Raw genomic sequence first — 26,037 nt, 5'->3', positions numbered from 1 at the left:
TTCCTAAAACGTTTCTGACCCCATTTAATCACGTTTCAATTGCAAATAAAAGAAAATATAATAAAAAATGCTATTGATTATCCGAAACGTTTCGGATAGAATGAGGTCGAATCAAGAAAGCGCTTTATTATACAGGAGGTTACATCGTGACGAACACTTTGATGAACTATACGACTGGTACTGGAGATTTACAACATTGGCTCGTTTCGGAAGACGGGTTTCGTACAGAATGGCTTGGAAAAGGAGAGGCGATCTTCTCCCTCGGAAATGGATATATGGGGTTACGTTCTGTAACCGAAGAACACTATGCGAATGAAAAGCGCAATTTATTCGTGGCAGGAACATTTAATAAGTTCGCTGAGAATGAAGTGACCGAACTTCCGAATGCAGCGGACATTCTATGGATGGAGTTCAAGTTAAACGGGGTTCGTTTTGATTTGACGCAAGGGACGATTCTCACATATCGTCGTACACTCAATCTAAAGAAAGCTGAACTCGTACGCGAAGTGACTTGGCAAAGCCCTGACGGAAATGTCTATGACCTAACTTTCCGCCGTTTCGTATCGATGGCTCATTTGCATGTGATTGCTCAACGCGTGACAATTACACCGAAACAAGACAGTACGCTTTCACTCACTTCAGGCATTAATGGACAAATGACAAACAGTGGAGTTCAACACTTTTTAGAAGGAACGAAACGCCTATACGATGGACGTTTCATGCAACAGATTCAGACGACGACAGAATCCGGCATCGATTTTGTGTTTCACAGTGTCCACCGATTCCATCAACGTGAATCGATTGAACCGATGTCCATCATCAAGATGGATCGTCGTCAAATTTTCTTTGACTACTCGGATGTGAACATCCCTGCGAATGAAACGTTGACGATCGAGAAGTATTCGACAATCTTCACTTCCCGTGATCACGATATGACCGCCGATACGACAGAGGAGCTTGCAAGCTTTGCATTGAATGCGACACGTGAAGTCGAGGCAAAAGGATATGATTGTTTATTCGCTGACCATGTTCAGGCCTTTGACGAATTGGTCTGGTCACGTACGCCCATTACCATCCGCTCGAAAGAAATGTTCGATCAATTAGCCATCCGATTTGCTCAATATCACCTTGCGGTCATGACACCGAAACACGACAATCGGATGAATATCGGAGCGAAAGGTTTGTCCGGCGAAGGATATAAAGGTCATACATTCTGGGATTCGGAAATCTTTATTTTGCCGTATTATACGTACACGAATCCAACGATCGCTCGTAGCTTGCTTGAGTATCGTTATCTTTCGCTACCTGGAGCGCATCGAAAGGCGAAAGAAAATGGATACGATGGCGCGATGTTCCCATGGGAATCAGCATGGCTAGACGATGGAGAAGTGACACCCGTTTGGGGTGCGGCAGACATCGTGACTGGCGAGGCCACAAAAATTTGGTCCGGCTTTATCGAGCAACACATCACATCAGATGTTGCTTTCGCCGCTTGGCAGTATTATCACGTCACAGGTGACCAAGATTTCATGGATCGATATGGATATGAACTTTTGATCGACACGGCCAAGTTTTGGGCGAGCCGACTTGAATGGAATGAATCTGAAAATCGTTATGAAATTAATCAGGTCGTCGGTCCAGACGAATATAAAGAACACGTCAACAACAATGCGTTCACGAACTATACCGCGCACTGGAATATTCAGAAAGCAATCGAATACGTCGAGTTATTGCGTCGTGAAAAACCTGAACTGTATGAGCGATTGAATGAAAAACTCGATTTGCAAGCAGCTGAAACACGATTCCACCACGTCCTTGACTTGATTTACTTACCACAAGTACGGGAAGACGGTGTTTTACCACAAGATGACACATATCTACAAAAAGAAATCATCGATTTGACCAAATATAAAAATCAAGAGAATGTCGGCTCACTATTTTATGACTATAACCTCGAACAAGTAAATGAGATTCAAGTTTCAAAACAAGCGGATGTGATGATTCTAATGTATTTACTCGAGGATTTGTTCTCAGCGGAAATTAAACGAGCCAACTGGGAGTACTATGAGCCCAAAACGCTTCACGACTCGTCTCTTTCCCTTTCAACTCATAGCGTTCTCGCCTCAGACCTTGGGAATCAAGAACTTGCGTATGACTTGTTCAGACGAGCGTCAGAGATTGACCTTGGACCGAACATGAAAACATCGGATGCTGGTATTCATGCGGCTTCGCTCGGTGGAATTTGGCAAGCTGTCATCAACGGTTTCGGTGGCGTTCGGATGACCGCTGGCAACTTACTCATCTCCCCAATGTTACCAAAAGCTTGGGATGAACTACGCTTTCCAATCGCCTGGAAAGGAGAAACACTCGATATTTGGGCAACACATGACCAAGTTACCGTCACACGACGCTCCCCTTCAACAAAACCACTCGTAATCGAGGTTTATGGGGAGAAACAAACCATTCTCGATACGTTCACAAGTGAAGTGTTATCCGTATGACATATCGTCCGCTCTACCACTTCGCTCCGTCGTTCGGCTGGATGAATGACCCGAACGGACTCTGTCAGTTCAACGGTGTGTATCATTTGTTTTATCAGTACCATCCGTTCGGTGTCGAATGGGACGATATGCACTGGGGTCACGCCACATCGACCAATCTCGTTCATTGGGAACATAAACCGATTGCGTTGCGCCCTGGAGATGACTATGACAAGGATGGCGTGTTCTCAGGAAGCGCTTTAGTAAAGGATGGGGTACTACATCTGTATTACACAGGAAACACGTGGTTAGACGAAAAACGCGAAACGTTACATCAAGTCCAATGTCTCGCCACTTCCACCGATGGAATTACATTTCAGAAAAGCGTTAGAAATCCTCTCATTTCAGAGATTCCTGCACATGGAAACGCCCATGTCCGAGATCCAAAAGTGTGGGGTGACGATCGTCAATATTTTATGGTTCTCGGGACGCGTGATGAAACGGATGGAAAAGTTGTCCTTTATGAATCTGACGACGCATTGCATTGGAGAGAACGAGGAATCATTGCAGGTGAGACCGGTCAACATGGGTGGATGTGGGAATGTCCTGACCTGTTTCATCTCGACGGGCATGAGATTTTGTTACTATCTCCTCAAGGAATGGAAAGAGAAGGAGATCGCTATCAAAACTTACATCAATGTGGTTATTTTATAGGTGATCTTGACGTGACGACACCACGTTTCACCCACGGTTCGTTCACAGAGTTGGATTATGGTCACGATTTTTATGCTGCCCAAACTTTTTTAGACGACAATGGTAGGCGGATCCTTATCGCTTGGAATGCGATGTGGGAACGAGACTGGCCAGAACAACAAGAAGGTTGGACGAACCAAATGACAATCCCTCGTGAGTTGACTGTAAAAAATGGGCGTCTATGGATGAAGCCAGTCGAAGAAATGAAATCGCTTCGGCAATCTTCCATCCCACTTGAATCTCCTTCCTTTACAGGAAGAGCTTTCGAACTAGAATTCGATGTGAAAGGAACATTCCAGTTCAGTGGCTTCGAAGGCACTGTTACACTGTCTGCAACCGATGATCACATCCAGCTCACCCGAGACAACGAACGACGACGAATCAATGAAAGATGTGAGCGCATGCGTATATTTGTAGATTCATCTTCCATCGAAGTTTTTGTAAATGAAGGTGAATACGTATTTTCAAGTCGTATTTATCCAGTCGATCACTCATTACGGCATCACCTCACTGGCGAAGTATCCAATATTATTCTTCATTCCTTCGAATGAGAAACACGCAGCAGGTCCATAATCATTTCGGACCTGCTTTTTTGATATAGGGTGAACATTTTACGATTGACATTATTTTGGAGACTGATACGGTTAACGTATAGTCTATGAAAAAGGTCGTGAAAGAATGACGCTCACTGTTCTATTGCTCAATGCCTGTGTCGCATTCACCGGTTTTTATATCATTTCAAAAATTTATCACTCTACCCTGTTTGGGTCTAAACATTTACGAAGCTTGATCATCGGTTTATTGGCAGGTGCACTCGGTCTGTTTTTGATGTATAACGCCGTCGAGGCAAATGACACGGTTCGTGTTGACTTACGTCACTTACCACTCGTCTTGCTCGCTTTTTATGGAGCTCGGTCGCCATTGTTGATTGCCACACTTGTCATCGCAAGCACACGCTTCTTGTTTGGGGTGACCGAACAGGCTGTGATTGCCTTTATCGCTACCTTCATCGTCAGCATCGGCATGCTTTGGATTCATCGCCTTTTGTTAGAACGCCTCTTCCTTCAAAGTATCTTTTTAAACATATGGGCGCTGTTCGTCATCTCAATCGCTGTCTATATCAATATGGGATGGAGTGCCGCGTATGTGTCACTCGTCTTGACCATTTGGATGGTTGGCATGCTTGTCGGTCTCCTCTCAAGTACACTCACCATCGACTTAGAGAAAACGACGAGACGTGCACTCGAATACAAACAGTCTTCTGAACGAGACCATTTGACGGGGTTATTCAACCGACGCGTCTGGGACCGGTATACTGCCTCACTAGGAGAGACCCATCGCCCGTACAATGTGCTCGCACTCGATATCGATCACTTCAAGCACGTGAACGATACATACGGGCACGGCAATGGCGACCTCGTCCTGCAACAGTTCGCCGACCTATTGAAAATCGAAACGCGAGGTCACGACACGGTCGCCCGCATCGGTGGCGAAGAGTTCGTCATTTTAATGTATGATTTGACTCCAAAAAAAGTGGATAAGGTGGCCAACCGCATACGTGAACGAATCGCTACTGAAACGTTCTATTTGAACGGATTCCCACCGATTCAAATCACGGCGTCCGTTGGTGTCGCCCACGGAACTTCTCTTCCCATCAAACGGATGGTCGACCTTGCGGATTCAGCGCTTTATCAGGCAAAACATGAAGGGCGCAATCAAGTTGTTGTCACGACCTATGACACACCAGAACCGATCATGACATGAATGAACCCCGCTCCTTTTGGAAGCGGGGTTTTCGCCTACTTTACAAACCGTTCGACCTCATCTGTCATAATTGCCGTTATCGGAATCGGAGGCAGGTCCTTCACGTCGTTAATCGTATAGAGCCGTGTCTCCAGTGTCGTTCCTTGCATGTCCTCCCATACCTTAGAGCCGATAAATTCGGTCTGCGCATGAATCGCCTCGGCTCGAATCATTTCAGCGAATGAGACGGTGTCCGATTCTCCCGTGAGCGTCAAGACCGCTAAACGAGCATGTGGTGCCACATCCCGCATCCGGACGAGCGACTCCCGATTGAACGAGGAGAAGATGACGCGACCTGTCATGTGAAACTCGTCGACGGCGAGCCAGGCGAGTCGTTCGATGCCCGGATACGCGTATTGATCCGTCTTCAATTCGACGTTCAGCGTGACGTCACTCCGTTCGATCAATCCGAGCACTTCTTCTAACGTCGGGATGCGTTCGTACCCGTCAATCTTCAATTGACGTAGCTCTTGGAGTGTCATGTCCTTCACCCACCCCGTCCCATCTGTCGTCCGATCGACGGTCTCGTCATGAATGACGACAAGCCGACCGTCTTTCGACAGTTGCACGTCGAGCTCGATCCCGTCCACGTACGGAAGGGCCGCCTCGAACGCCGACAACGTATTTTCCGGGTAGTTGGCGCTATACCCACGATGTGCGTAAATCAACATCTCACTGTCCCAAGGTGGAAGTCGTCTCATCGGCCGCACGTTTCAATGCGTCTTCGACCGACACACCTTGATACAAGCTCTCCATCGCGTTGACGACGCTTTGACGCGATTGTGGGAACGTCGAGATGAGCGCTCCTTGTGTCGCCGGTGATGGTTTCGTCTCACTGAGCTGGTCGACCGTCACTTTAAGCTGTGGATATGTCGCCCACATCTCTTCGACAATCGGTTCGTTATATGCATCAGGATTGATGGCGAAATAGCCTGTATCGACATGCCACTGTGCCTGTGCTTCCGTTGATGACACGTGCTTCATGAACTCCCATGCGCCTGCTTTCGTTTCTTCCGCAATCCCATCGCCCATCCAGAGTGAGGCGCCACCGATGACGACACCTTGACGCTCTGCTTCATTCGGTACAGGCAAGTACGAGGCACCGATCTCAAAGTCCGCATTGTCCGCAACGGTACGAATACCAGCTGAAGAGTCCAAATACATGGCGACTTTACCTGATTGGAATGCCGCACGCATATCGTCCCAGTTTTGACCGACGTTTAAGAACGTCTCTTCATCGTACATTTCTTTGATGAGATTGAACGCATTCTGCCCTTCTTCCCCATCGAACACGGCTTTCGTCGGATCTCCACTGCGACCGTTTTCGTTATCGACGTAAAGTCCACCTTGCGCGGCGACGAGCTGTTCAAAGAACCAACCATAGTTGAGCATCGTAAATCCGGTCTGACCGTCCGTCGTCAATTTTTTCGCCGCCTCTTTCAATTCGTCATACGTCCGTGGCGCCTTCTCCGGGTCGAGCCCTGCTTTTTCGAACGCCTCCTTATTGTAGATGAGGACCGGTGTCGAAGAGTTGAACGGCATCGAGTATTGTTTACCGTCTACCTGATAATAACTCAAGATGTTCTCTTCCCATACGCTCGTGTCAAAATCCTCTTTGTCGATGAACTCCTGGACCGGTGTGATCTTATTCGAGTCGATCATGTATTTCGTGCCGACTTCGAACGTCTGCATGATGGCCGGCGCGTCTTCCGAACCGGCGACCGCATTGAATTTCGTCAACGCTTCCTCATACGTTCCCTGAAAGATCGGTTTCACTTCATAATCGTCTTGCGAAGCGTTGAACGCATCGACCTGGGTGTTTAGAGCCTTCTCCAAGTCACCGCTCATCGCATGCCAAAAGACGACCTCTGTCTTTCCGTCTTCTGTCGTCGCCGCGACGGGTGTCGCTTCCTCACTGCCACATGCCCCGAGTAGTAACACCGAACTTGCCAACCCTGCGAATAATCCTAACTTTTTCATTTGTCATATCCCCCTATTATTTGATCGCGCCTTGCGTCAATCCTTCTTGTAGATGTTTTTGTCCTACGAATAACAATACAAGCGTCGGAATGATAATCAAGATGACTGCCGCCATGACGACGCCCCAGTCCGAGGCGACCTCGTTCGACTGCATCTGTTTGATGCCGATTTGGACCGTCCGCGCCTGTTCCGTGTTCGTGACGAGAAGCGGCCATAAGTACATATTCCAAGTCGTCAAAAAGCTATACACCGACAATGTGACGAGCGGTGTCTTCGAGACCGGCAAGACGACGTTCCAAAAGAAACGGAAGCGACTAATCCCGGCGATTTGGGACGCCTCATACATCTCATACGGAATCGTTTTAAATTGTTGCCGGAGTAGAAACGTCCCGAACGCGAGTGCGAAGAATGGAACCGATAGACCCCAGACGGTGTTGAGCCAGCCGAGCGATTGAATCGTCAAAAAGTTTGGTACCATCGTCGCTTCCCACGGGACCATCATCGTCGCAAGGAAAAGCATGAAGATGAGTCCTTTTCCTTTAAAGTCGATAAAGACGAATGCGAATGCCGCAAGACTCGACAAGACGACCTGCCCGATCATCACAAGGAGTGCGACAATTAGACTGTTCAACAAATACGTCAACATCGGGATTCGTTCGAACGCGGCTACATAGTTTTCAAACGAAGGCTCTCGTGGGAGCAGATGTCCTTGGAGCACTTCCTTCCCGTCCATCAGACTGATCGAGAACGCATAGGCGATCGGAAACAGCATGACAACAGCACACAAGACGAGTAGGACATAGACGCCGATATTCCGTAACCTCATTGGTAATGCACCTTCCTTTCGACCAGTTTGAACTGGAGCCACGTCAACAGAAGGACGGCGATGAACAAGAGCACGGCCTGGGCGCTGGCACTGCCGACGTTATAGTTGATGAACGCGTCTTTATAGATGGCATAGACGATGACGTTCGTCGCATTCGTCGGTCCGCCTTTCGTCAGAAGATCAATCTGTCCGAACGTCTGAAAGGCGTTGATGAGCGAGATGATGCCGACGAAGAAGAGCGTCGGGGACAACATCGGGATGGTGATTGCCCGAAGTTGTGTCCAGTAGCTCGTCCCGGCGATGTCTGCACTTTCATATAGCGTTCGGTCGATGTTTTGCAGACCACCGAGCAGAATCAAAAAGGTGAAGCCGATGTTCATCCAGACGGTCGCGAGTGATACGGATAGGAGCGCATATTGTGGATCGAGGAGCCACTGTACGCCACTTGCCCCCACTGCCTCGAGGAACCGGTTGAAGATACCGATTGACGGATTGTACATGAACATCCAAATGATCGATGACGCCGCGACGCTCATTCCCATCGTCGCCGAGAACGCCGTCCGAAAGATGCCGATGCCCTTCAGTTTCTCATTGGCGAGGAGTGCGAGACCGAGTGCAATCAGAATCGTCAGCGGGACCGTCAAGAGGACGAATCCGACCGTCGCCTGAATGCTTTGCCAAAACGCCGCGCTCGTGAACAGGTTACTGTAATGACCAACCCCGACAAATTCGAGCGGCGTCCCTTGCGTGTCGGTCCGAAAGAAGCTCAAGTACATCGTCCGGAGAAGCGGATAGACGAGAAAGACCCCAAACAAGATGATGGACGGGGACAAGTACAACAGCCCGCTCGCCGCGTCCGATAGTCTCGTGCGGACTTTTTCTCTCGGTAAGGCGACCGTCATTGAAACACCTCCAACGCCTCAAACAATTTCGGTTGTCTCAGTTCAATTCGTTTCCCATTTGAATCGAATAGCGACATGTGTTTCGGTGCCACGTAGCACGCCACTTTTTCGCCGACCGTGAGCGGCCATTGTCCTGGCCATTTCGCCAACCATTCATTCCCTCCGACGTCAAAGGCGAGAATTGTCTCGGTCCCAAGCACTTCGATGTTTTTTAGTTCTGCATAAAACGTCACGTCGTCATCTGCCGGCTTGATTTGTTCTGGCCGCACACCGAGCGTCGCCTGCGAAACGTCTGTCCCTGCATTCGGATGAAATAAACGCCCGTCCGTCGCCATCCAGCCTTTCTCTTGTCGCGTGACTTCAACTAAGTTCATCGGGGGAGACCCGATGAAGGAAGCGACGAACGTGTTCGCCGGTTTGTTGTATAAGTCGAGCGGCTTCCCGACTTGTTGCACTTCCCCTTCATTCAGGAGCATGATCCGGTCCGCCATCGTCATCGCCTCGACTTGGTCGTGGGTGACGTAAATCATCGTCAGTCCGAGCTTTCGTTGCAACTGGCGAATCTCAGAACGCATCTTCGCCCGCAGTTTCGCGTCTAAGTTCGAGAGCGGCTCATCCATGAGACAAATTGGTGCCTCGGTCACGATGGCCCGTGCCAAGGCGACCCGCTGTCTCTGACCACCGGAGAGTTCACGTGGTTTCCGCTTCAAATAATCAGTGAGCCCGAGCGTCTCGGCCGCCTGTAAGCAACGCTCACGTTGTTCGAGCTTTGTCAGTCCTTTCGTATGTAGACCGAACGTAATATTTTTCTCAACCGTCATATGTGGGTAGAGGGCATAGTTTTGAAACACCATCGACAAGTGACGTTCACTCGGTTTCATCCCGTTTGCCGCCACCCCGTCGATACGAAGCGTGCCGCTCGTGATGGATTCGAGCCCGGCGATCATGCGAAGCATCGTACTCTTGCCACATCCGGACGGTCCGACGAGTGCGAAAAATTCTCCTGCTTCAATCGTCACATCGATGCCTCGAATGACTTCCGTCTCTCCGAATGATTTCGCTAATTGTTGTAGTTGTATTGACTTCATGCTAATTCCTCCTTCTGACTTTGAACGTGCCAAAGTCGTTCATCCCCGGTCGACACGGCGAACGCCCCATGATCGAGGGCGCGATGCACGTCAATCGGTTGACGAATCATGCCACCCGTCACAATCGGAAAGGAGACTTCCTGAGAAATCTTTTCGACGACGCTCGGAATCAAACCGGGCATCAGTTCGATCGCATCCGGTTGTTGCGCCTCGGCGAGCTTGAGCCCACTCGTGACCGCATCCGAGTCGACGAGAAACAGTCGTTGTATCGTCAACAGTCCCGCCCGCTTCGCATGCTGAAGGACCGATGCTTTCGTCGTGACGATCCCGTCGGCCCCGACACGTTTAGCTAAATAATCGATGCCGTCCCGGTCGAGACTGATGCCATTGATTCGTTCAGCGTGGAGGAATACTGTTCGGTCCTCTCGCTTCAAGTGCGCCACGTAGCGGTCGAGTGTACTGAGTGTGCCCATCATGAGGAACGTCGTCGTTACATCCGTCCGCAAAAACGCCTCGATTTGTTTCGGACTTTTGATGGAGGCAATCATCTGTTCCTGTCCGATTCGTGCAATCGCTTCATTCACTTGAATCATCCTTCCTTTTAAAAAAAGGACCAACAGAAACGTCACGTCATCGACGTACGGGCTTCTGTTGGTCTCTCAAAGGTTCTACCAGTAATTATTCACTTGGAGTGAGGGGGTCTCACAGCTCCTATCGTAACGAACGATTGTAAAGACACGATGAAGGAATCGCAAAGTTTCATGAAGACAACGTAAAAAAACCGATTCACTGGGAATCGGTCAACGTCTGTTCAGCTTTCGCTAAGATGTTTGCCTTCACGTCATCGTCCCGCCCTTGCCAATTGCGGACCATCATCTTCATCCGCTGATTTTGCGAGAAGCGTTCCTCGTGACGATCGATGAAGCGCCAGTATAGGGCGTTGAACGGACAGGCATCGTCTTCTGTCGTATGCTTCGGGTTATATGGGCAATCCTGACAGTAGTCACTCATTCGGTCGATATATTTTCCGGACGCGACATACGGTTTTGTGGCGAGCTTTCCACCGTCCGCATGAAGGGCCATCCCAAGTACGTTCGGCAAGACGACCCAGTCATAGGCGTCGATATACATCTCGTTGAACCAGTCGCTCGTCTGCTTCGGATTAATCTCGAACAATGTCGCATAGTTTCCGAGCACCATCAGCCGCTGGATGTGATGATTGTGGGCATGAGCGACGACCGGCTTCAAACTTTGATGCAGACAGTTCAAATCCGTCTTCGCGTCCCAGAAGAAGGACGGTAAGTCACGTTCATGCTTGAACGTATTCACGTCTTCATAACCGGGCATGACAGCGAGATAGACGGCGCGCATGTATTCCCGCCAACCGAGAATTTGGCGGACGAATCCTTCGATCGACGATAGTGGCGCACCCGTCTGACAAGCTGCCTCAACGACTTCATGCGGTGTCAACAGACCAATGTTGATGGCAGCCGACAACAGGCTGTGTGACATCTCCGGTTCATCCGTCATCATCGCATCTTGATACGGACCGAACGTCTCCAGTCGTTCTTCCACGAAGCGTTTTAGCGCACGTCTCGCCTCGGCATGTGTGACCGGCCAATGGAACGGGGTCGCCTCTCCTGGATGTTCCGTGAACGTCGACTCGACTTTTTCGATGACGTCTTTCGTGATGGCGTCGGGGCGGAAATGGATGGCAGACGGAAACGATAGGTCTTTTTTCGGTGGTTTTCGGTTATCCGCATCAAATGACCACTTCCCACCACGGGGCTTCCCGTCGTCGACCAAGACATCGAATCGCTTCCGCATGTGACGATAAAAGCGGTCCATCCGCCACGGCTCATTCCCGAGTGTTTCGATCGCTTCTTCTTTCGATAAATAGAAGAGCGGGACATCCGTATGTTCGACTAGCTTATGTTTCTTGCCGAATTGTTTCAATTTTTTAGCCATCGGTTCGTCCGTGACGGCGGTGACATGAATTTCGTCCGGATCGTACTGTTTCACATGGTTGTCCCACGCCTCTTGGAACGAATCCGCTTCATGATAATCGACGATATATCCTTTGTCGCGCAACTCTTCCGCAAAGTGTCGCATCGCCGAGAAGATGAGGACGAGCTTTTGTTTATGATACGGTCGCCACGTCGCACGCGACGTCGCCTCAATCATGACGACGACATCGCCTTCCTTTATCTGTTTTAACATCTCAAGTTCGTGTGAGAGTTGATTGCCGAGTATCCAAAATGAACGCATGTCCTTGACTCCCTCTATTCGTTCTTTCTACTATTCAATCAAGGCAATCGAAGCGATTGCTTAATATCGATTTACCTATCTCAAATGATTGATTCATGCCTCATAGCAAACGATACGATTCACCCTCGTCGTGTCAACGTCAATCCACCAAAGCCACTAATCACCGCAATATAGAATCCTAAATCATAGAACCAGCCGGTATTGTTCACTTCGTACACACGGTACGTATCATTGAACAATCCTAGAATGAGTGAGATTGGTGCAATCCAACCGTGCCAAATGCCCCAGAAAAAGCCTGCTGGATCGGTCGTGTATGTCCCGTCTCCCGGCACACAGCCTCCTAGTAATGTGACGAGCGTCAACATGATGAATATGATTCCGATTCGTTTCATCGTTCATCCCTCCTGTTATGTTGTATTCCCGATTCTGTCAAAAAAAGCACTGACAATCGTCAGCGCCAAAGTTGAACCGTATTGGCGAACTCGATATCCGTCGCCAGTTCACCATCAAGGGCACTCTCATTAAAGTCTTCCCCATCAAGCCACGTTTGAAAATCGAAGATGACCGGGTCGCGGTCTCCACCGAGCGCAAACCACGTCTCGAGCGTCTCCGGGAAATAGGCGGCCGTATGAATCGTCCCGGCCCAGCTCTTGTACAATTCCGAGAAGACGCCCTTGTCCGAGTCGTTCATGAGACGGAATGCGCTCTCTGCGTCTTGGATCAAATGTTGTACGACTTTGATTTCCATCATGCGACGTGTTGAATCATCGAGATGATAGCGGTTTTCATGTTGCAATAACTCGAAATGGTTCGTGCATATATTCGCTTCACGCACTTGAATATCCCGAGGTGTCGCCTCGACCACACGTGTTTTCGATGACTTGTCATGGACGACGTACGTGAATGAACCGCGATGTGGGATTTCCTTTAACAAATCAACCGCTTCCTCCACGGTCGCACATGTCTCAAGAATGATTCGCCCAATCATCTGACAAACAAATCCATCCCCCGGTCGACGGCGGTTGATGAAGTTGTAGCCCATAGCGAGCCCTTTTTCATTCATCCCGTCCATGCGTCCGGTGACACGAGACACCGGTCCGATGACCGCGTATCCGTCATTCGGTTGAAAGACGTTGTAGCGACCGTCATACGTCATCGGATGATAGTCGTAGTTTCGGACGAGGAAGTTGTCCCCCGTCAAAATCGAGCACCCACTAATCGGATTATTGACACGGAAATGACCGAAATGAAGTAACGTGTCGTTGAGCGACAATTTCAGTTCATCTTGAAGGCCAATCAACTCATCCCAAATCCTTGGGGCGAACGCATCAAAGGCAGCCTTCGCCTCGGTCGCATCGATCTCGAATCGTGGGACGCGTAGTTTCCACTGGTCCGTCCGATTCTCGAGCAGTTGACTGCGTTTAATATATTTTCCTTGAAATCGTCCGAAGTCATAATGACTCCCCCGAAATTGTGTCAGTTCACTAGAGAATTGTTGCATGAAAAAACCTCCCTTGCGCCCATTATAGCGGACGCACGAGAGGTCTGTCTGAAGTGAGACTGTTCATAACTTGAACTGCTGACTCATTCGTTGCATGTCTTCTGCCGTGCTCGACAAATCTTTCACGAGACGATTCATCGTTTCACTCGTCGCTGACATCTGTTCGGTCGAAGCGGCCACTTCCTCATTCCCGGCCGTGCTCTCTTCCGAAATCGAGGCGATTTCCGACAAACCATGTTGAATGTGGTCTTGATTCAGTTTCACTCGGTCTAGTTGACCACGCATCGAACCAGTCAATTGTTTCATATGACGCACGCTCTGTTCGATTTCAGTGAAGGCACGCTTCGTCGATTCAAGCGTTTCTTTTCCTTCCTCGGCCGCCATCATGCTTTCAGTAAACGTCTGGCCTAATGCGATCGAGTTTTGTTTTACGCTTCCGACAATCTCTGAGATCTCACTGACAGACTCGGCGACACTGTCCGAAAGCTTCCGAATCTCTGAGGCGACGACCGCGAATCCCTTCCCGTGTTCACCAGCTCGGGCAGCTTCAATCGCCGCGTTCAGTGCGAGTAGATTGGTCTGTTGCGAGATTTGGCGAATCATCGTAACGAGTTCTGTCACATCGTCTGCTTGTTGCTCGAAGTCACGGACTTGTCCTTGCGACGTCTTCACTTGCGCATGAATATGAGTCATCTTGTCGACCGCATTCTCCATATAATGTAGACCATCCGTCGTCACCCGACTGACGACTTCTGCCTGTTCGCTCACTTGTTCTCCATCTGACGTCGTTTGCTCGACGAGTGTGGAAAATTCATTCATATGCCCATACAAACGCATGGTTAGCACACTTTGGTTTTCAACACCGCTCGCAATCTCTTCCATCGTGTGGGCGATTTGCCGAGAAGCATCATTCACCTCTTCAGAGACACTTGAGACGTTCCCGCTTTCGTCCCGTACTGTCTGCGCTGACGATTGAATCCCTGAAATCAAATCTTTCAACATATGGGTCATCTTGTCCATCGATTTTGTCAGACGCTTGATTTCATCATTTGACTTCAGTTGAATCGTTTCAACTTCGTTCGTCGCCGTTGCGAGATCACCTTCCGCGATAGACGTTGCGACACGTTCTAACGCTTGGAGCGGACGTAACTTCCAACCGAGATACCGCCAGATGAGTATCGCCGCAACAACAAGTAAAACGAGCAGGGCAATCAGAATTGGTGGCAAGCTTTCAGTTAATACATCACCTGTAATGGCCGCGACCTCGGTCGCTGCTTTATCGATACCGAGCACCCCGATCACCTCGCCGCCTCGTTTGATGGGAACGAGTACCGTGACATATTGTCCGTATTCTGGGTCATCCATCACATCCGTCGTGACGTTCTCTCCTTGAAAGGCAGCTTTTGCTTCTTTGAAAGTCAATGCTGTAGTCGGTGTCCCGATGGCTGCCGCATCCGTCTCAGCCAACCCATCTACGATGATTTGAACTTCTTCATCTCTCGTATCAACGGTATACACATACATGGCACCAATCTGTTGACGATACGTATTTAAATATTCCCGAAATTGATCATACTGGTCATTTGGTGATGGATTCGTAATGAAAGATGCGTAAGCGTCCACATCTAGCGTCTCATTTATCCGCTCGCCATCTTCGATTAATGTCGAATGCAACGTACGGAGTACAGAGTGTTGCGTACTAAAATATTGCAATACCCCGAACGTGACGATGAGTAGCGTGACGAAGGCTAACATCGCTATTAATATGCGGGTTTGCAACGACTGTGACTTCTGTTTCATTTTGATTCCCTCCATTCTGTCCTTACTCCTTGTATCGGATAGAACGGATCAATCTCCACAAAAAAACAGACGATTTTCGACAAAATCGTCTGTTTTTCATTCAAGATTTGTCGAATTGACAACTTCAAGCGGAATCGTTACCTCATTCTCGCCTTCCTCGATCAAATGAAAGAGTGGAAGTGTTTCCGTTACGAAGAGATTGAGGTCTACATCCGTCTGATATTCATACGTCCGGATATCTTCTTCCCGCTCTGCAATCAATTCACCGAACGGAATCGAGATCCGTTCACCGTCGACTTCATAACTCATGACAGTTGTCGGTTCGAGCCTGCGGTTTTCAAGCATACGAATCGTAAAGAGCATCGTCGTATTGTTCGTCCGTTCAAGAGAGACGGCAATCGCATCCGATTGTCCGGCCCGTTTTTCAATCATCGTCTCGTCCACGTTCTGTTCATAGACGACATTCTCTTTACTCGATTCCTCCGTTTGAAGTTGCTGACAGCCCACAATCGTCATTAATCCGACCAATAACACAATTACTACAGCACGCATCCCCATTCTCCTTACTTCAAGGCGAAAGTGAGTTCCGCTTCACAAGCAACTTCTCCATCTACCGTGGCCACGGCTCGACCTTTTCCGATTGGTCCACGTACTTTCATGATTTCTACCTCAAGACGCAACTGATCACCCGGGATGACTTGACGTTTGAAACGACAATTGTCAATCCCTGCAAAAAAGGCGAGCTTGCCTCGATTCGATTCGTCTTTCAACATGGCGAAAGCACCGACCTGCGCGAGTGCCTCGACAATTAAGACGCCTGGCATGACATTATAGTCTGGGAAATGCCCGTTAAAGAACTCTTCGTTCGCCGTGACATTTTTCAATCCGACAGCACGCTTCTTTTCCTCGACTTCAATAATTCGATCTATTAACAGAAAAGGGTATCTGTGTGGAATTACTTCTTTAATCTGTTCAATTGTATACATCCATCCACCGCCTTTAAGAGGTTAGCCAAAAATCGGTGATATGACGCCAGGTGTCGATGTCAAATACATCTCTCCAATCGCCTCCGCCAATGACGCTATATCCAATGACTGCTCCGAGAGCAAGCATTGCGATTGCCAACACTAAAACAACGAGCACGCGCAATAAAATCGGAAATCGACGATGATTCGATAATCGTCTTTTTTGCTCTGTCTCTTGTTCTGGTGAACCTTTTTGTTCTTCCGAACTCGTCTGTTCATCGTTCGCCACGTCCAACCATCCTTTCAGCTAAAATGATTATATCATATTAGTACCTGGTATTAAAATATGTGTTTTGTCACCTTATTAGTGTACCTTATGCATAAATGTCGAACAAGCTTCCCAGCCAAACAGAAGACGAACGATTTCTTTTTATCCTTTGATTTATGCTACGCTTAGGCTACTTAACATCAGGAGGTTTGTTTATGTGGAAAGAATTTAAAAAATTTGCGATGCGAGGGAATGTCATCGACTTAGCCATCGCCGTCGTACTCGGTGCGGCGTTTACGGCTATCGTGAACTCGCTCGTCAACGATATCTTTATGCCGCTTCTTGGAATCATTATTGGTGGAGTAGACTTCTCGAACTTAAAAGCAAGCGTACTCGGAGTGGATGTCTTATACGGGAACTTCATACAGCAGATTGTATCGTTTATCTTGATTGCTTTTGCCCTCTTCCTAATCGTCAAAATCATCAACCGTCTCCAACGTGAGAAGGAAGTCGAAGAGGCAGCTGCCCCGACTCCTACGAAAGAAGAGCAACTATTGTCAGAAATTCGTGATTTGCTGAAAGATCGCTCTATTTAAATAAGCGCCTTGACTATTGTCGAGGCGCTTGTTCTATGACGTGACGTACGCGTCGAACCGCATTGGTCAGTAACGGAGCCGCTTCAAAGACCGCTTCTTCTAACGTCATAATCCGTGACACAATCGGAAAGATGGCGACGATGCCGGACTCCATATGGGATGTGTAATCGGATTGTCCGGTGAAGACGAGTGTCGGTACCCGATATGCATGTGCCAGACGGGCCAATCCATAAGGTGCCTTCCCTTCAAGACTTTGTGCATCAAACCGTCCTTCCCCGGTAATCAACCAATCCGCCCCATCTAACTGTTCCTCTAGTTTAGACCAACGGACGACCTCCTCGATCCCTCTCGCATACGTTGCGCCAAGCTGAAAGAGTGAAAATCCAATGCCACCGGCCGCCCCGGCCCCCTCTACCATTTTCATATCCGATTCAAAGCAGTTCGCGTATTTTTCGAGAATTCGGTCGTAGCGCGACACGTCGTCCACCGCCAAGCCTTTCTGCGGGCCAAACACATGCGCTGCGCCACTCGCTCCAACAAGTGGATTTTGCACATCCGAGGCGATTTGCCATTCCACCTCTCGCACTCGCGGATGAAGACCTGACCAATCGATTGATGCTACGTCTGCTAGCTGATGTGGGCTGGTCGATAAAACAGATCCGTTCGCATCAAGAAAACGTACGCCTAGCGCTTCGAGCATCCCTTTTCCACCATCAATCGTTCCGCTCCCGCCAAGTCCGATGGTAATTCTGCTTGCTCCAAGGTCTAACGCTCGAACAAGTTGATCACCGACTCCGACTGAACTGTAGTGCCATGGATCGAGGTGAGAGAGAAGTGTTAGCCCGGTCGTCTCCGCCACTTCGATGACCGCGTGCTTTTTAAACTTGTCAAAACCAAAACGAGCGATACGGCGCGTCCCGTCTAAACATATGATGTTTTCCTCGACGATTGTCGCATCCGAATGTGTCGCAAGCCACGCATCGAGAAACCCTTCCCCACCGTCGGAAACCGGAATGACCGTTACATCGTGTCCTTCAAGCGCACGACTGACAGCCTGATTTGCTTCCATACTTGAGAGTGAACCTTTGAACGAGTCCATCGCCACCACAATTCGCATCTTGGTCAGCCTCCTTTTTCACATCCTATTCAAAAACCGCCTCCCATGTAGAGAAGCGGTCACGCTTTATGGACGTAACGCCGTCACGAGTCCCATCATTTGATCACTCATCGACATTGCTCGTGAATTCATTTGATATGCTCGCTGTGTGATTGTCATATCGGTCATCTCTTTCGTCAAATCAACGTTCGATGACTCGAGCGTTCCTTCAATCAATAGATTTCCGAGCGGACGATCGACTTCAGCCTCCAAATCCGCTGCGAACACGTTATCTCCGAGCGGACGTAACTCAGACGTATTTCGGACTTCCACGATATCGAGTCGCCCAAATTGTTGTTCCACCCCGTTCACGCTCGCGACGACCACACCGTCTTGTCGAATCCGATGATTCGTCGCATCGTTCGGCATCGTAATCGGATTGCCATCATCTCCAAGAAGCGGATTGCCGTTCACATCGACAAGTGTCGTCTCGTCACCGACGGATAGTTGCATATTTCCGCTCCGTGTCACCCCGACGCCATTTGGTGTGTCCACGACGAAAAATTGACGGCTCGCCTTCAAAAAGACGTCTAAACCGCGGTCTGTCGTGCGAACTTGTCCGATATTAAACTGTTGGGTGATATCAGCGACATGTCCACCGACTCCGATGCGGATACCGTTCGGCGTGTCCCGTCCGACTTCAAATTCAGGACGCGGTTGGTTGTTGTACGCCTGTGACAATAAAGAGGCGAAATGACCCTGTTGTCGCTTGAAACCGACCGTGTCGACGTTTGCGATATTATGACCCGTCACATCCAATTGACGTTGGAGTTGAGACAGGGAGTTGACCGAGTTATAAATCGACTGCATGGTGTTCCTCCTTAACGAATACGAGCGATTTCGATAGCCCGCTCGGCACTTTTATCATATGCTTGCACGACTTTTTGATTGGCTTCAAATTGGCGATACGTCATCATGAGGTCAGCCATCGTCTGGTCCAGGTTGACGTTCGCTTCTTCGATAAATCCTTGTAACACCTCTACTTGAGCCGGTGCTGGCGCCTCACCCGTCACACGCCAGTCATTCCCGACTTGTTCAAGCGTCGTCAAGTCATCGATTTGATAGGCACCAAGTGTCGCCACATTTTGGCCAAGCGATGTGATGACCCCGTCTTTCCCTACTTGAAACTCACTCGATGGAAGTTGAATCCGTTCCCCTTCATCAGAAAGGATATATCCGCCGTCCGCCGATCGAAGGAATAACGCCTCATCGATTGAGAAACGTCCATTCGTCGTATACAACGTCTCATCGCCTTGCTCGACTGCAAACATCGGTGCTCCCGTGAAATCAGCAGGTGCTTTCAAGTAGAGGTCTGTCGGGCTACCAGACTCTGTGATGCTCCCAGCTGTGAAGCGCGGCATCGTTTCTTGGAGATAAACACCCATCGAGAGCGTTCCTACTTCTCCTTTTACGCGTGACTTCCCGTTATCCGGATTGCTCACTTGTGCGAGCAACATCTCCGGGAACGACCGGACCACGCCGTCAGACGCCTTGAATCCTGGTGTCCTCACATTGCCAAGGTTATTGCTTAAAATTTCTTGTTGGCGCTGAAGGGCATTCATTGCGCCTGCTGCTGTATATAATCCGCGTAACATCTTCGTCTCCCTTTCGGTCTTTAGCATCATTCACTCTCTATATCGTACCAAATGAGCATAGCATTCACCGTTTTTTCAAAAAAAGTTCATCCAAAAATTAGGATGAACTTTCTTCATTTACAGGCTGGGCCATCGGTAACTCGACAATCATCGTCGTCCCTTTTCCAATTTGAGAGCGGACGGCAATCGTGCCACCGTGTAATTGGACGATTTCCTTACAGATGGATAAACCTAGACCGGTCCCACCGATTTGACGACTCTCCTCTGATTGCGACCGATAAAATTTATCAAAAATCCGGTCTGCATCTTCATCAGAAAGTCCAAGCCCTTCGTCTGTGATGGCGATGCGGATCGTATCTTGTTCACACGTTACATCGACCGTCACATCTCCACCATCTGGTGAATATTTAATTGCATTGTTCAAAATGTTCGAGAAGACTTGTCGTAACTGTGCCGGGTCCCCCGCAACGAAAAGAGTCTCATCACAGTCAAAATGGAAGAAGTGGTGTTCTGTCGAACCGGCATGAATCTCCAGCAAATCGGATAAAAGTTCATATAGGCTCTCCACTTTGAAATCTGGCACTCCCATGCCCGCCTCCATTTTTTGAACGTCCAACAAGTCACTCACTAGACGCTCAAGGCGTTTCGTCTCACTCGCAATCATGTCTAAATAGCGTTCTCGCTTCGCGTTTTCCAATTGACGACTTTTGAGTAGTTCTGAAAAACCGAGAATCGACGTGAGCGGCGTCCGCAGTTCATGTGACACTGTTGCGACGAGTTCTGTTTTCATTTTGTTGATTTCGGTTTCCTGGGTAATATCACGAGAAACGAAAATGACACCGACGCGCTCATTCTGTAAGTCAATCGGTTCCGCATACATCCGTATCGTCTTCTGACCATTTTGCATCGTATACGTGAACGTCTCGTCGAATATCCCTTCTTCTTTTGCCCGTCTCGTGAATCGATTCAGCCCTTCCTGGTCATCGATTTGACTCATGAACATCGGGTAATACATCGAAATCGGATATAAGCTCCCTCGTTCCGTCGACGGAATCGGATGTTCATACAAGTCGAAGAGTGCACTGTTAGCGAAGCGTTCATTCGTCGCGAGCTCCGTATAGACGACCGAGTCACGCATCGTATGCAAGATTCGCGCGGTCTTTTCTCGTTCGAGATCGACTTGGTCTTGTTGATTCCGAAGCGAGGTCGCCATCTCGTTGAACGCCTCCGATAACTGTCCGACCTCGTTTTTTAACGGTTTGATCGGAATGAGAGACGCACTCGGGTTCATCGCTAGCCGCTCACTGTTAATCATGAGCGTCTGCAGTTGATTCGTCAGTCTCACAATATAAGGTTGTAATCCGATGAACAAAATGAAGAGTGCCCCGAGTAAAATCAAGAGCCACATCCACTGCGCTTTCACTAACTGTTTTGACAATGTGTCTCGTAGTTCACTTTCTTGGAAATCAAGGTTCTGTCGATAGTCGGTAAAGACCGACTCCATATCGACGATGCTTGCACTCATGTCTGCTGTGCTACTTGAGTTGAGTTGAAATCGTGTTTGTACGGACGTTTCATTTTTCGGCATGAATTGTCCGACTGTACCCATTTGTAGAAAAGGTTCATCTACTTCTCCCGCCTGCTTCGCGATCACATATTGTTCAAGTGCCGGCATGACGCGTGACGTGTATATCGAAAAGAGGAGTCGTGCATCGTTTGCGAACCGAGTTTCCTCTTCGTTATTCGCCTGTGCCTCAAACCATGTCGTCTGTTCATCGATGTCTGCTTGAGCCGTTCGCACGTTCTCCAAAAGAGCACTGTCTCCTAATAAAACATGACCACGTAACTCATATTGCATCGATTGCCACGTTTCGAATAGATTCGTCGCACGTGCTCGTTGTTCGCTGATTCGCTCTAACTGGACAGTCGTTTCTTGAATCGATTGTTGTGTGTAATAGTACGTCCCAATCGATGTAAACGTCACTAAAGCAATCAATATATAAAAAATCGTCATGACTTGTCGACTAATGCGCTGTTCAATCCAACGTTTCATGGAATGCCTTCTTCCTTTATTCTTGGAATGCCTCACCTCGTTCGGTGAATGACTTTTTCTGTTCAAGCAAAAAAAGTTCGGGTACGATGATGAGATAGAGGGTCACTACAAAAATTCATTCACCTATTGAAGAGAGTAACGTAGTGTCCTCACAAGAAACTCACAAGAAATGAAGGGAATGTGCCGATGACTCGTAATCGAATGCTATTTTTGTTCATCCTTATCGTGTCGATTGTCGGAAGCCTCACTTTACTGATTCGCCACCAATCCATCGCCTCAATCGTCACAGTCAATCAAGGCGAGGCTTCTCTTCTCTCTACTTCCGTTCATGAGGAGATTTTACGCCTTGATGGGTCATGGCGTTACGAGTCAGGAATCGTCTCTAGCGTCGACCGTCGTTCTTATCGAGCTGTTCCATTTACAATACCTCACCGAGAATCCACATACGAAACTGATATCGCATTGCCAATAGGGACATTCGCGTTACTTTTTCCTGAGTCGTTGTCCACCTCTACGATTTTGATTGATGGGACCCCGGCTGAAACGACAAAGATTGGAACAAAGCGTGTTGCCGAGCAACCGTCTTTACTTGTATTAGATGACGAAACGACTGAATTCCGTTTAACGATTCAACATACACGACAAGCAGGGAACTTCCAACCAATCGAAGAAAGTATTTTAATCGGCCCATTGAAGGAAATCATCACAGCTCAAAGTGCTAATTTCAGCTACGATTTTTTTATGTTGCTCATCTCGATTCTCATCGCAATCTTTTATGCGATTGTCTGCTTGTTCCATCAAAACGAACGATTGTATGGCTACGGGACGGCTCTCTTCTTTTTGACGAGCCTATCCATCATGTCTCGGGACGGAATATGGATCTCAAGTAATGATAAGTTGACGTTAAGTTCAGCATTACTTAGTATCATCATGTTGATTCAGTTTGCGAGATGCTTGGAGCACGTGTCGTTCGACCGTTTTCTGTCTATTGCGAGATATCCGCTTTACGTGTTGACGGTTTTGTCCATCCTCCTCCCTCCCTCTACATACGATGTGTTCGAATATTTTGTATGGATGACTGTCTTGTTCATCACATTCTTTTGGGTCGGACTGAACATCGGCTGGATACTTGAAAAACAGAAGACGAGCCCGTTTGAACTATTGACGTTCACATTCGCCCAGCTTGTCGGGTATATTGGAATTATGACGTCAACGTTTATCGTATCGCCGAATCAACAATTGTATGGGAATACGTTTACAATCATTTATTTTTTATTGATGTTTTTACTGTTACCGATTCACTTGTCCACGGACAAAAAGAAGAAACAGCAGGTCGAGGCATTGGCTTTGCAACACGAGATGTCTTTTTTCAATGCCCAAATCAAACCTCATTTTCTTTACAACACGTTCGGGAACGTGATTGCGCTTTGTTATACCTCACCACCGGAAGCGGCTCGTCTGCTTAGTCACTTGAGTACGTATGTCCGCTTTATTTTTGAAAATGGACGAACGGAAAACGAGATCTCTATTCGGCAAGAGCTAGATATGATTGACTCATATCTAGCCATCGAACAAACAAGGTTCCAAGATTCATTTGAAGTCATAAAAGAAGTTGACGACTCACTTTTAGATTGTGCAATCCCACCATTGTTGATTCAACCTCTCGTTGAAAACGCAGTTCGACATGGACTGTATCGACACCCCGGACAAAAGCGACTGACACTTTCCATTCAAGAAAAAAACGGGATGCTTGATATTTGTGTGAGCGATACGGGGTGCGGATTTGATGTGGATCAATCGACTGACTCATCAGGAATTGGGATGAATAATATTAAAAAGCGGATCGAACACTTATGTGGTGCGACATTCGACTTGACTTCTACTTTGAGACAAGGCACTGTCATTCATTTGAGGTTACCTAAACAAGAAAGGACGAAGCACGTAAATGCGTACGATTTTAATTGAAGATGAACATCATATTTTGGGGATGATGGAGCGGATCGTAAAAGATGAACCTTCCCTCGAATGGGTCGGTTCGTTCCAAAGTCCAATTCAAGCCCTCACGTTTATTCGAAAACATCCGGTCGACCTTGTTTTCTTAGACATTGAAATGCCTGAAATGACCGGACTCGAGCTTGCGACCTATTTGCCGGAACGAACGCAGGTCGTCTTTACGACCGCTCATCAACAGTATGCCGTCGAAGCATTCAACCTGCATGCGACACACTATTTGTTAAAACCCATCACAGAACAGATGATTCATAGCGTCATACCGCGTATCGTTCAGCGTTATGAGTCCATCCAGCAAAAGAATGCGCATCAATCATGCCGCATCCAATGTTTTGACCGTTTCTCGGTTCGTACTCAAGATGGCAATCTTGTCAAATGGCCTACGCAAAAAACAGAAGAGGTATTCGCCTATTTGATTTATCATCGTAAACAAGTCGTCAACAAATGGGTCCTCGCTGAAATGCTGTATCCAGATATCGATGAGCCTCAACGTGCCCTACACAACGTCTACAACGCCATCTATCGATTAAAAAAGACACTGGCTGAACACCAATTGGATATAACGGTAAAGACAATCAACAATGGTTACTCGATTGAACTCGGCGATTCATGTGTATGTGACTACTATGATTGGCTCGATGAAAAAGACTCCTCCATTTCTAAGACAGAATTGAACAATCGTTTGTTTGTAGATAAAGATTACACATGGCATTAATAAAAGGCATCTCACGTTTAAAGCGAGATGCCTTTACTCTGTCTTCAATCGATCGAGCTTCATTAACCGTTTTTTATGAGGGTCAGTGTTTATAATGTCCTCCGATTCTAATTGATCCGTTTCTTCAAAGACTCTGATGCAACGTCTTAGCACCTCTGGCCAAAACGTTGAGTGAACGTACAAAAAACAAGCGACCGCTCGCGCGGTCGCTTGTTTTATTTCAATCGATCTAAGTTCTCGAGCATGACGCCCGTCCCGTGCGCAACACTAAGTGTCGGCTCCTCGGCCATCATGACCGGGAGCATGACGCGTTCTGCGACAAGTTGGTCAAGCCCGTGAAGGAGCGACCCTCCACCTGTCATGATGATTCCGCGGTCGATGATGTCCGCCGCGAGTTCTGGAGGTGTTTGTTCAAGGACACGTTTCGTTGCTTCGACGATCTCGTTGGCCGATTCAGCCATCGCTTCACGAAGCTCTTCTGACGTGATCGTCACCGTACGTGGCAATCCACGTACCATGTCACGTCCGCGAATGTCCATCGACTCGTTACGTCCTCCAGGGAAGACTGTGGCGATTTCTTTCTTGATCTGTTCCGCCGTGCGCTCTCCAATGATGAGCTTATGCTTCTCTTTGATGGCACGAAGAATATCCGTGTCGAAGCGATCCCCTGCGATTTTAATCGTTTCACCGCAGACGATGTCCCCCATCGACAAGATGGCGACGTCCGTCGTCCCTCCACCGACATCGATGATCATATGACCGACCGGCTTCCAAATATCCATGCCTGAACCGACTGCCGCTGCTTTTGGTTCGACGGCGAGAAAGACTTCCTTCGCGCCTGCTTTTTCGGCGGCTTCACGAATTGCCTTCGCTTCGACCGGTGTGACGTTCGCAGGTGTACAAATCAACATACGAATCCCTCCGAAGAAGCCACGGACTTGAATTTTTTCGATGAAGTGACGGAGCATCTCTTCTGTTGTGGCGAAATCGGCGATGACCCCGTCACGGAGAGGACGAATCGCCACGATATCACCAGGTGTACGACCGACCATCTCATACGCTTCTGAACCGACTGCTAGTACTTTCCCCGTAGAGCGCTTCATCGCAACGACAGAAGGTTCGTCCAAGACGATTCCTTTCCCTTTGACGTGAATGACAACGTTTGCTGTCCCTAAATCAATCCCGATATCTTTTGAAAACATGATGTGTAGGTTCCTCCGTTCGTTTCTTCATTGAAAAGAGCGAGAAGAGTCTCTCCTCGCCCTCTCATTCGTGCTC

At 48.3% G+C, this 26,037-nt stretch carries 24 protein-coding genes; 6 read left to right on the top strand and 18 right to left on the bottom strand.

Features of this window, described 5'->3' with window-relative positions; genetic code table 11:
- Window positions 1-161 precede the first annotated feature (161 nt).
- From KNP00_RS06250 to KNP00_RS06240, 3 genes are all read left to right on the top strand, one after another.
- Window positions 162-2,501, top strand: coding sequence for a glycoside hydrolase family 65 protein (locus tag KNP00_RS06250; RefSeq protein ID WP_215143316.1), 2,340 nt, complete (start codon window positions 162-164; stop codon window positions 2,499-2,501).
- The gene (locus tag KNP00_RS06245; protein ID WP_215143298.1) at window positions 2,498-3,784 is read left to right on the top strand and encodes a glycoside hydrolase family 32 protein; all 1,287 of its coding nucleotides are present in this window, start codon (window positions 2,498-2,500) and stop codon (window positions 3,782-3,784) included. The genes KNP00_RS06250 and KNP00_RS06245 overlap by 4 nt, the downstream gene beginning before the upstream one ends.
- Window positions 3,785-3,911: 127 nt before the next feature.
- Window positions 3,912-4,997 (top strand): GGDEF domain-containing protein, encoded by a 1,086-nt coding sequence (locus KNP00_RS06240; protein WP_215143297.1) that lies wholly within the window; start codon window positions 3,912-3,914, stop codon window positions 4,995-4,997.
- A 35-nt stretch (window positions 4,998-5,032) separates the two neighbouring features.
- Here KNP00_RS06240 and KNP00_RS06235 read toward each other — a convergent pair whose 3' ends face one another.
- From KNP00_RS06235 to KNP00_RS06175, 13 genes are all read right to left on the bottom strand, one after another.
- Window positions 5,033-5,707: a glycerophosphodiester phosphodiesterase gene (locus KNP00_RS06235; RefSeq protein ID WP_215143296.1), complete on the bottom strand. Its 675-nt coding sequence runs from the start codon at window positions 5,705-5,707 to the stop codon at window positions 5,033-5,035.
- A 1-nt stretch (window position 5,708) separates the two neighbouring features.
- The gene (locus KNP00_RS06230; RefSeq protein WP_215143295.1) at window positions 5,709-7,016 is read right to left on the bottom strand and encodes an ABC transporter substrate-binding protein; all 1,308 of its coding nucleotides are present in this window, start codon (window positions 7,014-7,016) and stop codon (window positions 5,709-5,711) included.
- Window positions 7,017-7,032: 16 nt separating this feature from the next.
- Window positions 7,033-7,842 (bottom strand): carbohydrate ABC transporter permease, encoded by an 810-nt coding sequence (locus KNP00_RS06225; RefSeq protein WP_215143294.1) that lies wholly within the window; start codon window positions 7,840-7,842, stop codon window positions 7,033-7,035.
- Window positions 7,839-8,744: a carbohydrate ABC transporter permease gene (locus tag KNP00_RS06220; RefSeq protein ID WP_215143292.1), complete on the bottom strand. Its 906-nt coding sequence runs from the start codon at window positions 8,742-8,744 to the stop codon at window positions 7,839-7,841. Before KNP00_RS06220 ends, KNP00_RS06225 begins: the two co-directional genes overlap by 4 nt.
- Complete coding sequence (locus tag KNP00_RS06215) at window positions 8,741-9,832, bottom strand: ABC transporter ATP-binding protein (protein WP_215143290.1); 1,092 nt, start codon at window positions 9,830-9,832, stop codon at window positions 8,741-8,743. Before KNP00_RS06215 ends, KNP00_RS06220 begins: the two co-directional genes overlap by 4 nt.
- The gene (locus KNP00_RS06210; RefSeq protein ID WP_215143288.1) at window positions 9,829-10,425 is read right to left on the bottom strand and encodes a glycerol-3-phosphate responsive antiterminator; all 597 of its coding nucleotides are present in this window, start codon (window positions 10,423-10,425) and stop codon (window positions 9,829-9,831) included. The genes KNP00_RS06215 and KNP00_RS06210 overlap by 4 nt, the downstream gene beginning before the upstream one ends.
- 193 nt (window positions 10,426-10,618) lie before the next feature.
- Complete coding sequence (locus KNP00_RS06205) at window positions 10,619-12,100, bottom strand: cryptochrome/photolyase family protein (RefSeq protein ID WP_215143286.1); 1,482 nt, start codon at window positions 12,098-12,100, stop codon at window positions 10,619-10,621.
- Between the two features lie 119 nt (window positions 12,101-12,219).
- Window positions 12,220-12,492: a hypothetical protein gene (locus KNP00_RS06200; RefSeq protein WP_215143284.1), complete on the bottom strand. Its 273-nt coding sequence runs from the start codon at window positions 12,490-12,492 to the stop codon at window positions 12,220-12,222.
- A 59-nt stretch (window positions 12,493-12,551) separates the two neighbouring features.
- Complete coding sequence (locus tag KNP00_RS06195; protein ID WP_215143282.1) at window positions 12,552-13,601, bottom strand: C45 family autoproteolytic acyltransferase/hydrolase; 1,050 nt, start codon at window positions 13,599-13,601, stop codon at window positions 12,552-12,554.
- A gap of 63 nt (window positions 13,602-13,664) precedes the next feature.
- A complete protein-coding gene (locus tag KNP00_RS06190) occupies window positions 13,665-15,401 on the bottom strand; it encodes a methyl-accepting chemotaxis protein (RefSeq protein ID WP_215143280.1) in 1,737 nt (578 codons plus the stop codon).
- Between the two features lie 96 nt (window positions 15,402-15,497).
- Window positions 15,498-15,953: a hypothetical protein gene (locus KNP00_RS06185; protein WP_215143278.1), complete on the bottom strand. Its 456-nt coding sequence runs from the start codon at window positions 15,951-15,953 to the stop codon at window positions 15,498-15,500.
- 11 nt (window positions 15,954-15,964) lie between these two features.
- Window positions 15,965-16,387 (bottom strand): 3-hydroxyacyl-ACP dehydratase FabZ, encoded by a 423-nt coding sequence (fabZ, locus tag KNP00_RS06180; RefSeq protein ID WP_215143276.1) that lies wholly within the window; start codon window positions 16,385-16,387, stop codon window positions 15,965-15,967.
- A 13-nt stretch (window positions 16,388-16,400) separates the two neighbouring features.
- The gene (locus tag KNP00_RS06175; protein ID WP_215143274.1) at window positions 16,401-16,655 is read right to left on the bottom strand and encodes a DNA-directed RNA polymerase subunit beta; all 255 of its coding nucleotides are present in this window, start codon (window positions 16,653-16,655) and stop codon (window positions 16,401-16,403) included.
- Window positions 16,656-16,849: 194 nt separating this feature from the next.
- Here KNP00_RS06175 and mscL point away from each other — a divergent pair, with 194 nt between their 5' ends.
- A complete protein-coding gene (mscL, locus tag KNP00_RS06170) occupies window positions 16,850-17,230 on the top strand; it encodes a large conductance mechanosensitive channel protein MscL (protein ID WP_215143272.1) in 381 nt (126 codons plus the stop codon).
- Between the two features lie 13 nt (window positions 17,231-17,243).
- Here the strand turns inward: mscL and KNP00_RS06165 are convergent, their stop codons facing one another.
- From KNP00_RS06165 to KNP00_RS06150, 4 genes are all read right to left on the bottom strand, one after another.
- Window positions 17,244-18,347: a glycerate kinase family protein gene (locus KNP00_RS06165; RefSeq protein WP_215143270.1), complete on the bottom strand. Its 1,104-nt coding sequence runs from the start codon at window positions 18,345-18,347 to the stop codon at window positions 17,244-17,246.
- 66 nt (window positions 18,348-18,413) lie between these two features.
- Entirely contained in the window at window positions 18,414-19,196 is a 783-nt protein-coding gene (locus KNP00_RS06160) for a flagellar hook-basal body protein (RefSeq protein ID WP_215143268.1), read from the bottom strand.
- Between the two features lie 11 nt (window positions 19,197-19,207).
- The gene (locus tag KNP00_RS06155; protein WP_215143266.1) at window positions 19,208-19,981 is read right to left on the bottom strand and encodes a flagellar hook-basal body protein; all 774 of its coding nucleotides are present in this window, start codon (window positions 19,979-19,981) and stop codon (window positions 19,208-19,210) included.
- A 97-nt stretch (window positions 19,982-20,078) separates the two neighbouring features.
- Window positions 20,079-22,034 carry a sensor histidine kinase gene (locus tag KNP00_RS06150; RefSeq protein ID WP_215143264.1) on the bottom strand — a complete coding sequence of 652 codons (1,956 nt, stop codon included), beginning with the start codon at window positions 22,032-22,034 and terminating at the stop codon, window positions 20,079-20,081.
- A gap of 186 nt (window positions 22,035-22,220) precedes the next feature.
- On the opposite strand from KNP00_RS06150, the gene KNP00_RS06145 reads away from it, so the two are divergent.
- Both KNP00_RS06145 and KNP00_RS06140 read left to right on the top strand, forming a co-directional pair.
- Window positions 22,221-23,999 (top strand): sensor histidine kinase, encoded by a 1,779-nt coding sequence (locus KNP00_RS06145; protein ID WP_215143262.1) that lies wholly within the window; start codon window positions 22,221-22,223, stop codon window positions 23,997-23,999.
- Window positions 23,980-24,759 (top strand): response regulator, encoded by a 780-nt coding sequence (locus KNP00_RS06140; RefSeq protein ID WP_215143259.1) that lies wholly within the window; start codon window positions 23,980-23,982, stop codon window positions 24,757-24,759. The genes KNP00_RS06145 and KNP00_RS06140 overlap by 20 nt, the downstream gene beginning before the upstream one ends.
- A 215-nt stretch (window positions 24,760-24,974) precedes the next feature.
- Here KNP00_RS06140 and mreB read toward each other — a convergent pair whose 3' ends face one another.
- On the bottom strand, window positions 24,975-25,961 hold the full coding sequence (gene mreB / locus KNP00_RS06135; RefSeq protein WP_215143257.1) for a rod shape-determining protein: 987 nt from the start codon (window positions 25,959-25,961) through the stop codon (window positions 24,975-24,977).
- Window positions 25,962-26,037: the final 76 nt, after the last annotated feature.

The organism is Exiguobacterium qingdaonense (assembly GCF_018617855.1).
In the GTDB taxonomy this organism is placed as follows: domain Bacteria; phylum Bacillota; class Bacilli; order Exiguobacteriales; family Exiguobacteriaceae; genus Exiguobacterium; species Exiguobacterium qingdaonense.
The sequence above is the reverse complement of the archived record's forward strand: the minus strand, read 5'-3'. Positions and strand labels throughout refer to the sequence as shown.

Excerpts from the sequence above, each read along its gene's own strand:
- KNP00_RS06145 (WP_215143262.1), top strand. The coding sequence starts at position 22,221 with ATGACTCGTAATCGAATGCTATTTTTGTTCATCCTTATCGTGTCGATT.
- KNP00_RS06250 (WP_215143316.1), top strand. The coding sequence starts at position 162 with ATGAACTATACGACTGGTACTGGAGATTTACAACATTGGCTCGTTTCG.
- KNP00_RS06240 (WP_215143297.1), top strand. The coding sequence starts at position 3,912 with ATGACGCTCACTGTTCTATTGCTCAATGCCTGTGTCGCATTCACCGGT.
- KNP00_RS06220 (WP_215143292.1), bottom strand. The coding sequence starts at position 8,744 with ATGACGGTCGCCTTACCGAGAGAAAAAGTCCGCACGAGACTATCGGAC.
- KNP00_RS06235 (WP_215143296.1), bottom strand. The coding sequence starts at position 5,707 with ATGTTGATTTACGCACATCGTGGGTATAGCGCCAACTACCCGGAAAAT.
- KNP00_RS06150 (WP_215143264.1), bottom strand. The coding sequence starts at position 22,034 with ATGAAACGTTGGATTGAACAGCGCATTAGTCGACAAGTCATGACGATT.
- KNP00_RS06185 (WP_215143278.1), bottom strand. The coding sequence starts at position 15,953 with ATGCGTGCTGTAGTAATTGTGTTATTGGTCGGATTAATGACGATTGTG.
- fabZ (WP_215143276.1), bottom strand. The coding sequence starts at position 16,387 with ATGTATACAATTGAACAGATTAAAGAAGTAATTCCACACAGATACCCT.
- KNP00_RS06245 (WP_215143298.1), top strand. The coding sequence starts at position 2,498 with ATGACATATCGTCCGCTCTACCACTTCGCTCCGTCGTTCGGCTGGATG.
- KNP00_RS06160 (WP_215143268.1), bottom strand. The coding sequence starts at position 19,196 with ATGCAGTCGATTTATAACTCGGTCAACTCCCTGTCTCAACTCCAACGT.
- mscL (WP_215143272.1), top strand. The coding sequence starts at position 16,850 with ATGTGGAAAGAATTTAAAAAATTTGCGATGCGAGGGAATGTCATCGAC.
- KNP00_RS06195 (WP_215143282.1), bottom strand. The coding sequence starts at position 13,601 with ATGCAACAATTCTCTAGTGAACTGACACAATTTCGGGGGAGTCATTAT.
- KNP00_RS06230 (WP_215143295.1), bottom strand. The coding sequence starts at position 7,016 with ATGAAAAAGTTAGGATTATTCGCAGGGTTGGCAAGTTCGGTGTTACTA.
- KNP00_RS06140 (WP_215143259.1), top strand. The coding sequence starts at position 23,980 with ATGCGTACGATTTTAATTGAAGATGAACATCATATTTTGGGGATGATG.
- KNP00_RS06225 (WP_215143294.1), bottom strand. The coding sequence starts at position 7,842 with ATGAGGTTACGGAATATCGGCGTCTATGTCCTACTCGTCTTGTGTGCT.
- mreB (WP_215143257.1), bottom strand. The coding sequence starts at position 25,961 with ATGTTTTCAAAAGATATCGGGATTGATTTAGGGACAGCAAACGTTGTC.
- KNP00_RS06190 (WP_215143280.1), bottom strand. The coding sequence starts at position 15,401 with ATGAAACAGAAGTCACAGTCGTTGCAAACCCGCATATTAATAGCGATG.
- KNP00_RS06155 (WP_215143266.1), bottom strand. The coding sequence starts at position 19,981 with ATGTTACGCGGATTATATACAGCAGCAGGCGCAATGAATGCCCTTCAG.
- KNP00_RS06165 (WP_215143270.1), bottom strand. The coding sequence starts at position 18,347 with ATGCGAATTGTGGTGGCGATGGACTCGTTCAAAGGTTCACTCTCAAGT.
- KNP00_RS06205 (WP_215143286.1), bottom strand. The coding sequence starts at position 12,100 with ATGCGTTCATTTTGGATACTCGGCAATCAACTCTCACACGAACTTGAG.
- KNP00_RS06200 (WP_215143284.1), bottom strand. The coding sequence starts at position 12,492 with ATGAAACGAATCGGAATCATATTCATCATGTTGACGCTCGTCACATTA.
- KNP00_RS06215 (WP_215143290.1), bottom strand. The coding sequence starts at position 9,832 with ATGAAGTCAATACAACTACAACAATTAGCGAAATCATTCGGAGAGACG.
- KNP00_RS06210 (WP_215143288.1), bottom strand. The coding sequence starts at position 10,425 with ATGATTCAAGTGAATGAAGCGATTGCACGAATCGGACAGGAACAGATG.